Annotated in this window: 8 protein-coding genes and 1 pseudogene; 7 read left to right on the top strand and 2 right to left on the bottom strand. The window is 23.7% G+C overall.

Features of this window, described 5'->3' with window-relative positions:
• Positions 1-23 precede the first annotated feature (23 nt).
• Entirely contained in the window at positions 24-2,237 is a 2,214-nt protein-coding gene (locus DM815_RS00330; protein ID WP_235610014.1) for a PD-(D/E)XK nuclease family protein, read from the top strand.
• A gap of 656 nt (positions 2,238-2,893) precedes the next feature.
• Positions 2,894-4,180 carry a tyrosine--tRNA ligase gene (gene tyrS, locus DM815_RS00320; protein ID WP_110508470.1) on the top strand — a complete coding sequence of 429 codons (1,287 nt, stop codon included), beginning with the start codon at positions 2,894-2,896 and terminating at the stop codon, positions 4,178-4,180.
• 2 nt (positions 4,181-4,182) lie between these two features.
• Here the strand turns inward: tyrS and era are convergent, their stop codons facing one another.
• A complete protein-coding gene (gene era / locus DM815_RS00315; RefSeq protein ID WP_110508468.1) occupies positions 4,183-5,100 on the bottom strand; it encodes a GTPase Era in 918 nt (305 codons plus the stop codon).
• Positions 5,090-7,662: pseudogene (locus DM815_RS00310) on the bottom strand (ATP-dependent Clp protease ATP-binding subunit). Before DM815_RS00310 ends, era begins: the two are co-directional and overlap by 11 nt.
• A 173-nt stretch (positions 7,663-7,835) precedes the next feature.
• Between DM815_RS00310 and prfB the strand changes: the two are divergent.
• Genes prfB through fabG form a run of 5 tightly spaced genes read left to right on the top strand, consistent with a single transcriptional unit; the run spans position 7,836 to position 12,687 of the window.
• Positions 7,836-8,927, top strand: a complete 1,092-nt coding sequence (gene prfB / locus DM815_RS00305) for a peptide chain release factor 2 (protein ID WP_110508466.1) — start codon at positions 7,836-7,838, stop codon at positions 8,925-8,927.
• Positions 8,928-8,968: 41 nt separating this feature from the next.
• Positions 8,969-10,360, top strand: coding sequence for an arginine decarboxylase (locus DM815_RS00300; protein ID WP_110508464.1), 1,392 nt, complete (start codon positions 8,969-8,971; stop codon positions 10,358-10,360).
• Positions 10,361-10,376: 16 nt separating this feature from the next.
• Positions 10,377-11,246, top strand: coding sequence for an agmatinase (gene speB, locus DM815_RS00295; protein ID WP_110508462.1), 870 nt, complete (start codon positions 10,377-10,379; stop codon positions 11,244-11,246).
• The gene (cmk, locus tag DM815_RS00290; protein ID WP_110508460.1) at positions 11,243-11,956 is read left to right on the top strand and encodes a (d)CMP kinase; all 714 of its coding nucleotides are present in this window, start codon (positions 11,243-11,245) and stop codon (positions 11,954-11,956) included. The genes speB and cmk overlap by 4 nt, the downstream gene beginning before the upstream one ends.
• On the top strand, positions 11,953-12,687 hold the full coding sequence (fabG, locus tag DM815_RS00285; protein WP_110508458.1) for a 3-oxoacyl-[acyl-carrier-protein] reductase: 735 nt from the start codon (positions 11,953-11,955) through the stop codon (positions 12,685-12,687). Before cmk ends, fabG begins: the two co-directional genes overlap by 4 nt.
• Positions 12,688-12,698 lie beyond the last annotated feature (11 nt).

Below are 12,698 nucleotides of genomic sequence, written 5' to 3'. Positions count from 1 at the left end.
AAAAAGGGATCGGTTATACTGGAATGATTTTTAGAATAGCTATTTCTCGTTTAAATAATTTTTTATCAAAAAACTTAGATATACGAATCATACTATTTATTTCCAGACTACAACTATTAAATAAATGTGAAAAAGAATTCATAAAAAAGATAATACAATTAGAAAAAGGATCTATATATAATTTGTATAAAAAAAATATGCTAATAAAAGATCCTTCCGATTTTCTCATTAAAAAAAAGATAAAAAAAACTTCAATAAACGATATTTATCTTAATCATATAAAAATCATTAGTGTTTCTAAAGAAATAGAACAAGTTAAAATAGTAGAAAAATTGGTCTATAAAATGATAAAAAATGGGGTAAAACCATATAAAATTGGTCTTATTTTAGGAGATAAATATTTAGCGATCCCATTATTTAATTCCCTAAAAAAAATTTTAGGTAAAAATCTATCTATATCCATCAATTATCCATTAAAAAATCTCCCTATTCATTCTACATTTTTTTCAATTTTTGAATTATTGTTAAAAAAGGAAAAATTAAAAAAATTTTATGGAAAAGATATACTAAGAATATTATCAGATGGGTATATACAAAAATTTTTTATCAAAAAAAATTTATCGTTTATAGTAGATAAATGGAATACGGAAAATTCAAATTTTATTCCAGAATCCACAATAAATAAATATTTATCTAAAAGTGATATAAATATCATTTTTCAAATAAAAACTCATAATACTAAGAAATGTATTATTGGTATTCTAAGTTTTATTAGAAAATTGAAAATTCTATTTTTTTCAAATTCAAAAAAACATTTATTAGAATTAAAATTTCTTTCGAAATTGGAGATTTATATGCAAAAAATAAAAATATTAGTCAGAAAAGCAGAAAATCATTTTTTTGGAATAAAAGACTTATTCAATATCTATAAACAATTTATAAATACAGAAAAAATACCATATAGACGAAATAATCCAAAAGGATTGCATATAATAGAATTTATGGAGTCCAATTTTGAAAATTTTGAAAATACAATTATAACTTCCGTTAATGAAGGTTTTATTCCAACAGATAGAATAAAAAAATATAATACTTTTATTCCTTTTGATATTAGAAATAAATTCAATCTCCCCATTTTTCAAGAAAATGAAGAAATTTACCATTATCATTTTAGAAAAATTTTGAGAAATTCAAGAAATATTTATTTGATTTACAAAAATCAACCAGATGAACTTAATTCTGGAGAAAAAAGTCGTTTTATTCATCAAATAGAAATAAGTTCAAAACTTATCACAGAAAAGAAAAAAAATTTTCCATTTCTATTTTCAAAATCGAAAATATCTCCTATTGTGATAAAAAAAACAGAATCAATGATTCAACGTTTAGATAAAATATCTACTAATGGTTTATCTCCTTCTTCCATTAATCTGTATAATTATAATCCTCTTCTTTTTTACTACAAAAAAATTCTTGGATTAAATGATCCAGAAAAAATTTCGCTAAAACAACAAGTAGGAAAAATAATACACAAAATATTAGAAATCTTATATCATCCTATTAAAGGATATTTAATTACTATAGATTGGATCAATAAAATGAAAAAAAATTACGAATATATTACAGAAAAAGTATTATTAAAATCTATAAAAAATCCCTTTATAAAAGGTAAAAATATGTTAATCAATTCTATAATAAAAAATTATATAAAAAATTTTATTTCCTGGGAGGAGAAATTTGTTCATAAAGGTCATAAAATTTTGATTAAAGAATTAGAATTTAGTACTTCTACAATATTGGACATTGGGAATCATAAAGTTAATTTATATGGAATCATAGATCGAATAGACGAATATGATGGAATTACACGTATTATTGATTATAAAATAGGAATATCAAAAACAAAAAAAATACATATTCCTTTGAATAAAATTGAAAATATATTTCAAGATCCCAATTATCGAAATACTATGCAATTACTGATTTATATGTATTTATGGTTTAAATCCACTATCTTTTTAGGATGCAAAATTCATCCACCAATTATTTCTATTGTTTCACCAGAAAAAGATAAAAATAATTCAATATTAACAATTCCTGTAATTTTTTTTCATCAAAAAAAAAAGTTTATTACATATGAATGTTATGTAAAAATTTTTCTACCATTACTGATTAATAAAATTTCTGAAATTTTAAATCCAAAAATTCCAATTATAGAAAAAAAAATTAGTGATTTTTGATATATTTCATATTTTTATATATATAGTTTCCTCCTCTTTACAGTATTTGAAAAAATTTTAATCTCAATAAGATCTATAGAAGTATAGAATCTATTTTGAATAAATTTTTTTATACTTCCATTATATTATGGTCCTTTATTATAAAATTGATTGTTTAACTTTTGTAAGTGTAGATTATAAAAATTCTATTCTATCTATTTTTTCTAAAAAAAACCATAAAAAGTAAAGAAAATAATTTTTAATAATTTATTAAATTTTTTTATTCCTATAATTTATCAAAAATATAGTCTTGAAAAAAAGAATCATAAGATATGAAAAAATAAAATTAATGATAGTTTTAATTGAATTCAAAATATCATATTTAATAATCAAATAAAAAAATATATAAATACCACAAAATAACTGTAAAATTGAAAATATAATATATAAATCAGTTTTTTTATTTATCGTTAACAAATAAAAAAAGAAAAAAAAACTACTAATAGGCAATAAAAAAATATATATTTTTAATAAAAAAAAATTTTTTTCATAAAAAAAAAATTCCATATTATATGAATGAAACTAAAAAAAAAAGTTAAAAAATTATATTGTATAGTTTTTTTTAGGAAAAGTTTCATAATACAAACTAAATCTATAAAGATACCTTAATTTTTAACATGAAAAACATTATTGATGAACTTTCTTGGAGGGGATTAATACAAAATAGAGTTCCTGGTGTAGAAAAACAATTAAAAAAAAAGACTACTATATATATGGGATTCGATCCTACATCGGATTCTTTACACATAGGGAGCTTACTCCCAATTATTATATTAATTCACTTTCAAAAAATGGGGCATAAATCTTTAATATTAATTGGTGGGGCAACAGGTTTTATAGGAGATCCATCAGGAAAGTATGATCAAAGAATTTTTTTAAATAAAGAAACATTGCAAAAAAATATAGAATCTATTAAAAAACAATTATCTAAACTATTAAATAATTATTCAGAAAAAATAGAATTTATAAACAATTTTGATTGGATTAAAAATATTTCTTTTTTGGAATTTGTCAGAAATATAGGAAAATACTTTACTATAAAGTACATGATATCTAAAGATTCTGTTAAAAAACGTATTCAAAATAATAAAAAACATCAAGGAATATCTTTCACGGAATTTACTTATACTCTTATACAAGGATATGATTTCCTTTATTTAAATAAGAAAAAAAATTGTTTACTACAAGTGGGTGGTTCTGATCAATGGGGAAATATAACTACTGGAATAGAACTTATTAAAAAAAAAACAGGGAAAAAAGCATATGGAATTACTTTTCCTTTAGTTACAAGAACTAATGGATTAAAATTTGGAAAAAGTGAGAAAGGGGAAAATATATGGTTAGACGGAAATCGTACCTCTCCATATAAATTCTATCAATTTTGGATGAATGTTTCGGATGTTGAAATTGAAAATTTTATCAAAATATATACTTTTTTTTCAAAAAAAAAAATTGAAAAATTAATTTTAAAACATAGAAAAAATCCAGAAAAAAGATTATTACAAAGAAAATTAGCATCGGAAATAACTAAATGGGTTCATGGCAAAGAATCTTATGAAAAAGTGTTTAAAATTTCGCATATTTTATTTGGAAAAAAATATACAAGTAATTTATTGTCATCTTTAAATGAAAAGATTCTTATTTCTCTATATGAGAATATTCCACATATGATTTTACCTAAAAAAGAGTTTAGAAAAGGTATTTTTTTATTAGATTTATTAAAAAAAAGCAGCCTTTTTAAGTCTAAAAGTGAGGCTAATCGTGCTTTAAATTTAAATTCCATTTCTATAAATAAAAAAATAATCAGAGAAAATATACTTCTTAAAAAAGAGAATGTAATAAAAAAAAAATATATTTTACTTCAGTTCGGAAAAAAAATTTTTCTCATTCTAAAAATAGATTAAATCTAATATCCAAAATTTTGGAGTTTTTTATAATTTGAACGCCAATTTTTGCATATTTTTACATTTAATCTTAACCATACTTTTTTTTTAAAAAAACTCTCTATTCCTTTTATAGAAAAAAATCCTAATCTATTTATAGAATCTCCTTTTTTACCAATCAAAATCCCTTTTTGTGAATCACGCTCTACATATATAGAAGAACATATATGTATGCTATTCTTTCCATCCCGAAATTTTTCCGTAAAAATCTCCACAGAATAAGGAATTTCCTTTTTATACATTAATAATATTTTTTCTCTAATTATTTCATTTACAAAAAATCGTTCGGATCTATCACTTAAAAATCCTTTAGGATAATAAGGGGGGCCTTTAGATAACAAATCTAAAATTTTATTCATTAATAAATCTTGATTTATGTTTTTTAATGCAGATATTGGTAATATTTCTGAATCAGGAAAAAAATTATTCCAATAATTGATCGTATCATACAACATAGTTTCACTATATTCCACTCCAATTTTATCAATTTTATTGATTAATATAAGAATAGGAATCTTTTTTTCTTTAAGAGAATTCAAAAAGGAGAAATATTTATTAAATAAATGAAATTTTCCTATTTCTGTGGTAAATAAAATAATATCAGCGTCTTCTAAAGATCTTTTTACATATTTCATCATGATTTTTTGCATAGAATAAATCGGTTTTATCATAATTCCAGGAGTATCCGAAAAAATAATTTGGTAGTTATATTGATCTATTATTCCCAATATTCTATGACGAGTCGTTTGTGGTTTATTGGTGATTATAGATATATTTTCACCTACAAGAGAATTCATTAATGTTGATTTTCCTACATTTGGAAATCCTATAATATTAACAAAACCAGATTTATGTTTATGATTAATCACTTTATTGTTCATATTTTAATTTTCTAAATACAATTCCCTTTTCTTTAAAAAAATCTACTAAAATTCTATCATTATCATGGATTTTTCCTTTAAGTATTTCTTTGGAAAGATTATTTAGAATATCATGTTGAATTAGTCTCTTTAATGGTCTAGCACCAAAATAGGGATCATAACCTTTTTCAGAAAAATATGTTATTGCTTCATTGGTCACTTCTATAAAAATATTTTTATTCGATAATAATTTTCCTAATTTTTTCATTTGTAATTTTACAATATCTTTAATTTCTTTTCTAGAAAGAGGTTTAAATAAAATTATTTCATCAATACGATTAATGAATTCTGGTCTAACAATATTCTTTAATAAATCTATTAAAGAATTTTTGATCGTTTCCATTTTATTAATAGATATTTCTTGATCTAAATTTTCCTGAATAATATCCGATCCTATATTAGAAGTCATGATAATAATGGTATTTGTAAAATTAACAATTCTACCTTTATTATCTGTTAATCTTCCATCATCTAATACTTGTAAAAGTATATTAAATACATCAGAATGGGCTTTTTCTATTTCATCTAATAAAATGACCGAATAAGGTCTTCTACGTATAGATTCTGTTAATTGTCCACTTTCATCATAACCGATATATCCAGGAGGAGCTCCAATAAGTCTACTTACAGAATGACGTTCTTGATATTCACTCATATCGATACGTACCATATTTTTCTCATTATCAAAAAGATATTCAGTCAACGTTTTAGCAAGTTCCGTTTTTCCAATGCCTGTACTACCCATAAAGAGAAAAGATCCTATAGGTTTTTTTTCATCTTGAAGTCCAGCTCTAGAACGACGTATAGCATCTGCAATAGATTTAATAGCTTCATTTTGCCCTATTACTCTTTGATGTAATTCTTTTTCCAAAAACAATAACTTTTCTTTTTCACTTTGTAACATCTTTTTAATTGGAATTCCGGTCCATTTAGAAACAACCTGAGCTATATCTTCTTTAGATACTTCTTCCTGAATTATTTTTACCCCTTTATCCTCTTTTTTCTTTAATTCTATTTCGAATAATTTTACCTTATTTTCTTCTTCTTTTATTTTTCCATATCTCAATTCAGCTACTTTTCCATAATTTCCTGATCTTTCTGCTTGTTCCGAATCAAATCTAAAATTTTCTATTTTATCTTTAGATTTTTGTATTCCTTCTACCAAATCTTTTTCACTTTGCCATTGAGCTTGAAATTTTCTTTTTTCTTCATTCAATTTATCTAATTCTTTTTTTAAAAAAATTAATTGTTTTTCATCCTTTTCTCTTTTTATAGCCTCTATTTGAATCTCCATTTGCATTATTTTTCTATGTAAAACATCTAATTTTTCTGGTTTAGAATTTATTTCCATCCTTATTTTTGAAGCTGCTTCATCAATAAGATCAATAGCTTTATCTGGTAAAAAACGTTCGTTAATATAACGTTGAGATAATTCTACTGCAGAGATAATAGATTTATCTTGAATTCTTACTTTATGATAGCTTTCATACTTTTCTTTAATACCACGTAAAATAGATATAGAATCTGTTATAGAGGGTTCCTCAATATATACCTGTTGAAATCTTCTTTCTAGAGCTTTATCTATTTTAAAATATTTTTGATATTCATTCAAAGTAGTGGCTCCTATAGCACGTAGTTCCCCTCTTGCTAATGCCGGTTTTAAAATATTTGCAGCATCCATAGATCCTTCTCCACCACCTGAATTTACCAATGTATGAATTTCATCAATAAATAAAATAATCTCTCCATTTGAAGATATTACTTCTTTGATAACAGATTTTAGACGTTCTTCAAATTCCCCTTTATATTTAGCTCCTGCAATGATAGAAGCCATATCTAAAGAAAAAACTTGTTTATTTTTTAAATGATCTGGAACATCTCCGTTAATAATACGATGTGCTAATCCTTCAGCTATCGCCGTTTTTCCAACTCCTGGTTCTCCAATTAAAATAGGATTATTTTTTGTTCTTCTAGATAATATTTGTAAAACTCTACGTATTTCTTCATCACGTCCAATAACAGGATCTAATTTTCCTTTATTTGCCCATTCATTAAGATTTTTTGCATATTTATCCAAAGAATTATAAGTATTTTCTTCTGTTTTAGAAACTACATTACTACTTTTTTTTCTCATATCTTCAATAATTTTTTGAATATTTTTTTATGTAAATCCTTTATTTATGAATAATTGAGAAATTATATACGATTTTGTAAAAATTTCATATAAAATATGTTCTCTATAAATAAATTTATTTATCAAAATCTTTGCATAGGATTCTTCTATTTTAAACATTTGTATAACATTACTACTTAAATTTTTAGTAATAGGAATCCAAATCAATATTTTATTTTAGGATAAGAAGATATAATACTATCTAACTTTATCATTATTGATTGATGATTTATATTCAATTTTTTTAGAATATGTGCATTTTCAATAGTAGGTTGATTCTTTTTTAAAGCAATATGTTGCGAATTTTGTATTATTTCTTGAGATTTTATAGTAAATTTATTGAAGTTCATAATTATAGAAATTAATTTTTTATTTCAAAATTTTAATACAATTACAATTGAAAAATTCTAAGATAATATATATTGTTATTTATTTTATTTTTCAATTTTTATAGAAATATTTTTGTATTTACTTTTTACATAATTTTTGGATTCTATACCTTAAATTAATTTATTTTCGTATCATGATCACAAAGGAAGAAATACAATCCATTTCAGAAAGAATTAATAGGATTCATAAGGTTCTTAACCTCGATAAAATAAATGAATATCTTGATAAAGAACAAAAAAAAATTTTAAAACCTAATTTTTGGAATAATTATAAAGAATCCAAAAATTTTATAAAACGTTTGCATGCTATGAAAACATGCATAAAAGATTTTGTTGAATTAAAAAATTCTCTAGAAGAATTAGAAATTATTTTTTCTCTCTCTAAAGAAGAAAATCTTGAAAAAGAACTTCAAATTCAATTACATAAAACCAAAAAATTACTATCAGATTTAGAATTAAAAAACTTTCTTTCGGAAGAAGAAGACAGTTTTAATGCTATATTACAAATTTCTTCTGGAGCAGGAGGAACTGAAAGCTGTGATTGGAGTTCAATGTTAATGAGAATGTATATAATGTGGGGGGAAAAAAAGAAATACTTTGTTAAAAATATTCATCTCATTCCTGGAGATATTACGGGTATAAAATCCATTATTTTAGAATTCAAAGGGATATATGCTTTTGGATATTTAAAAGGAGAAAATGGTGTACACAGATTAATCCGTATATCTCCATTTGATAATAATTCAAAACGTCATACTTCTTTTTCTTCTGTTTATGTATATCCTTCAGTAGATAAAAATATCAAAATTGATATAAAAATATCTGATATTCATTGGAGTACTTTTCGATCTTCTGGATCAGGAGGACAAAATGTCAATAAAGTAGAAACAGGAGTTAGATTACGTCATATTCCAACTGGAATTACTATTGAAAATACAGAATCTCGTTCACAAATACAAAATAGACAAAGAGCTTTACATCTTCTTAAATCTAGATTATTTGAAATAGAGATTCAAAAAAAAAATGAGAAAAAAAATAAAATAGAATCTGAAAAAAAAAAAATAGAATGGGGATCTCAAATACGAAATTATATCATGCATCCTTATAAATTAGTAAAAGATTTACGAACGGGTTATGAAACTACAAATATTCATTCCGTAATGGATGGAGAAATAGATATTTTTCTTAAAAAATTTATGGTATATAACAAAAAAATAGAAAAATAGAAAATAAATTAAAAATTTTTCTACTCTCTTAATTTTATTCAATGAAAATTAGATATTCCGATCTTATAGATCAAACTTTTGATTTTCCTACAGAGGAATTTGCTATTAAAAATAATTTTTTAGAATTTCATGGAATTCCATTAATAGATCTAATTCAAAAATATGGAACTCCATTAAAATTTACCTATTTACCAAAAATTTCTCATAACATACAAAAAGCAAAAAAATGGTTTGAAAAAGCAATTCATTCTAATCGATATAACAACAAATATACCTATTGTTATTGTACAAAAAGTTCTCATTTTTCTTTCATATTGGAAGAAGTATTAAAAAATAATATTAGCATTGAAACTTCATATGCTTATGATATAGAAATCATTAAGAATCTTTATCAAAAAGGAAAAACAAATAAAAACATTGAAGTTATTTGTAATGGATTCAAAACTCATAATTATATAGAAAATATATCAGAATTAATAAACAATGGTTTCTATAACACTATTCCAATATTAGATAATTCCGATGAATTGGAAAAACTGAGCTTTTTTATTCATTATCCATTTAAGTTAGGTATACGAATAGCCTCTGAAGAAGAACCAAAATTTGAATTTTATACTTCTCGATTAGGAATAGGATATAAAGATATTCTTATTTTTTACTTGAATAAAATAAAAAATAATTCAAAAGTAGAACTAAAAATGTTGCATTTTTTCATCAATACAGGAATAAAAGATACCGCTTATTACTGGAATGAACTTTTTAAATGTTTACATATTTACGCTAGATTAAAAAAAATTGCACCTGAATTAGATATCCTAAATATAGGAGGAGGTTTTCCTATTAAAACATCTATGTCATTTAAATACGATTATGAATACATGATCAATGAAATTGTTTATCAAATAAAAAAATTTTGTCAAGATGAGAATATTTCAGAACCACATATATATACTGAATTTGGAGCCTATACAGTAGGAGAAAGTGGGGGAATTATCTATAAAATACTTAATCAAAAAAGACAAAATGATAGGGAAAAATGGAATATGATAGATAGCTCTTTTATGACTACACTTCCGGATACTTGGGCTATAAGTCGTCGATTTATCATGATGGCAATTAACCGTTGGAATGATTCTTATGAAAGAGTATTTTTAGGGGGGTTAACCTGTGATAGTGATGATTATTATAATTCAGAACAACATATGAATGCCATATATCTTCCCTGTTTTCGTGAAAAAATTCCGCTTTATATTGGATTTTTTAATACGGGAGCATATCAAGATACAATAAGTGGATATGGGGGAGTCCATCATTGTCTAATTCCACAACCAATTCATATTTTAATCAATTATAATGAAAAAAAAAACTTAGTATATAAAATATTTCGCTATTCACAAAGTCCTGAAGAAATATTAAAAATATTAGGTTATTGAAAATAATATTTTTTTTATGAAAAGAAAAACTTTTGCTGGAATTCCTAAAAAATATGCTACTCTTGAAAAAGCAAAAATTGTCCTTATTCCTGTTCCATATGATTATACAGGGACATGGAAAAAAGGATCTAAAAAAGGTCCTAAAGCATTTTTATCTGCATCAGAACATATGGAATTATATGATATAGAAACTAATTCTGAGGTCTACAAAAGAGGTATATTTATTTCTTATCCTATAAGTAATTATTCATTTTCTTCCAAAAAAATGATAGAAAAAGTATACTATATTACCAAAAAATATCTTTTAAAAAAAAAATTTGTAACTCTTATCGGAGGAGTACATTCCATATCGATAGGAAGCATTCGAGCATTTGGAGAAAAATATCCTGATATGAGTATTCTTCATATGGATGCACATACAGATTTACGTCCTATATACAATGGAGATCCTTATAACCACGCTTGTTCTATGTATGAAGCCTCAAAAAAATATCCGATTATACAAATAGGAATTAGAAGTATGGATATACTAGAAAAAAGTTATATCCAAAATGATAATGTTTTTTATTTTCATGAAATATATAAAAATGATTTATGGATGAAAAAAGCGATTCAAAGATTATCTAAGAATGTATTTATAAGTATAGATGTTGATGTTTTTGATCCAAGTATAGCTCCTTCTACAGGGACTCCAGAACCAGGAGGTTTTTTTTGGTACGAAACTTTAAAATTTTTGAAAATGGTTTTTGAAAGTAAACAAATTATAGGGTTTGATATTGTTGAACTTTTACCAAATGAAAAAGATTTTTCTACAGATTTTTTATCCGTTAAACTCTACTATAAATTATTATCATATAAATACGAATTAATTTCTTCTCCATCATGAATCGAAAAATTATTATAGCTATAGATGGATACTCAGCTTCTGGAAAAAGTACTTTAGCTAAAGATCTTTCTAATAAATTAAAATATACCTATATAGATACCGGAGCAATGTATAGAAGTATAACATTATTAGCTATTAGAAAAAAAATTTTCCATAGTGATTTATGGAATATCAAAAATTTTCTTCCTTTTTTGAACAATATAAATTTTCAATTTCAATGGAATAATAAATTAAATAAAACAGAGATCCTTCTAAATAAAGAAAATGTTCAATCTGAAATACGGTCAATCAAAGTAACCAATAAAGTTAGTTTAATAGCTAGAATTCCAGAAATTCGAGAAAAATTAACAGTCATACAAAGAAATTTTGGAAATAAAAAAGGAATTGTTATGGATGGGAGAGATATAGGATCTAATATTTTTCCTAAATCGGAATTGAAAATTTTTATGAAGGGATCTATAGATGTTCGTTCTCATAGAAGATTTGAATATCTTAAAAAAAAAGGAAAAAAAATTTCTTATGAAGAAGTAAAAAAAAATATTTTTTATAGAGATATGATGGATTTATATCGAAAAATTTCTCCACTTAAAAAATCAACAGATTCTATAGAAATAGATAATACATTTATTAGTCCTGAAAAACAATTAAACATCGTTCTTCAATTAATAGAAAATATTAGATTTTGTAAAAAAAATAAAAACTATATATGAAACTTTTAAATGGAAAAATAGCAATAGTTACAGGTGGTTCAGGAGATATTGGAAAATCTATTGTAAAAACATTTGTAAAAAATGGGGCAAAGGTTATTTTTACCTTTTTTTCTTCAAAAAAAAATGCCCAAAAATTATCCTATGAATTGGGAGATTCTGTTATTTCATACGAAATTGATCTAAAAAATTTAAATTCTTCAAAAAATTTGGTTAAAAAAGTTGTAGAAAAATTTGGATGTATAGATATATTAGTGAACAATGCAGGAATTATAAAAGATAATTTCTTATTTAGAATGTCGGAAAAAGATTGGGATCAAGTTATTAGAACTAATATTTATTCTATTTTCAATATAACTAAATATGTGATATTTCCTATGATAAAACAAAAAAATGGAAGTATCATTAATATGAGCTCTGTTATAGGAATAACCGGAAATTCTGGACAATCTAATTATTCAGCATCTAAAGCAGGAATTATAGGATTTACTAAATCAATAGCTAAAGAACTAGGGAAAAAGAATATTCGTTGTAATGTTATAGCTCCTGGCTATATTTCTACGAAAATGAATTCGCATATTCAATCAAAAATAAAGGAAAATTGGATTAATAAAATTCCATTAAACAGACCTGGGAGCCCTCAAGATGTAGCTAACTGCAGTTTATTTCTAGCTTCTGATTTATCTAATTATATTACTGGATCTGTATTTAATGTTAATGGAGGAATGATTTAATTTTTTTTAAA

Source organism: Blattabacterium sp. (Cryptocercus kyebangensis) (genome assembly GCF_003226855.1).
Taxonomy (GTDB): Bacteria; Bacteroidota; Bacteroidia; order Flavobacteriales; family Blattabacteriaceae; genus Blattabacterium.
The sequence above is the reverse complement of the archived record's forward strand: the minus strand, read 5'-3'. Positions and strand labels throughout refer to the sequence as shown.

Excerpts from the sequence above, each read along its gene's own strand:
- tyrS (WP_110508470.1), top strand. The coding sequence starts at position 2,894 with ATGAAAAACATTATTGATGAACTTTCTTGGAGGGGATTAATACAAAAT.
- fabG (WP_110508458.1), top strand. The coding sequence starts at position 11,953 with ATGAAACTTTTAAATGGAAAAATAGCAATAGTTACAGGTGGTTCAGGA.
- era (WP_110508468.1), bottom strand. The coding sequence starts at position 5,100 with ATGAACAATAAAGTGATTAATCATAAACATAAATCTGGTTTTGTTAAT.
- DM815_RS00300 (WP_110508464.1), top strand. The coding sequence starts at position 8,969 with ATGAAAATTAGATATTCCGATCTTATAGATCAAACTTTTGATTTTCCT.
- prfB (WP_110508466.1), top strand. The coding sequence starts at position 7,836 with ATGATCACAAAGGAAGAAATACAATCCATTTCAGAAAGAATTAATAGG.
- speB (WP_110508462.1), top strand. The coding sequence starts at position 10,377 with ATGAAAAGAAAAACTTTTGCTGGAATTCCTAAAAAATATGCTACTCTT.
- DM815_RS00330 (WP_235610014.1), top strand. The coding sequence starts at position 24 with ATGATTTTTAGAATAGCTATTTCTCGTTTAAATAATTTTTTATCAAAA.
- cmk (WP_110508460.1), top strand. The coding sequence starts at position 11,243 with ATGAATCGAAAAATTATTATAGCTATAGATGGATACTCAGCTTCTGGA.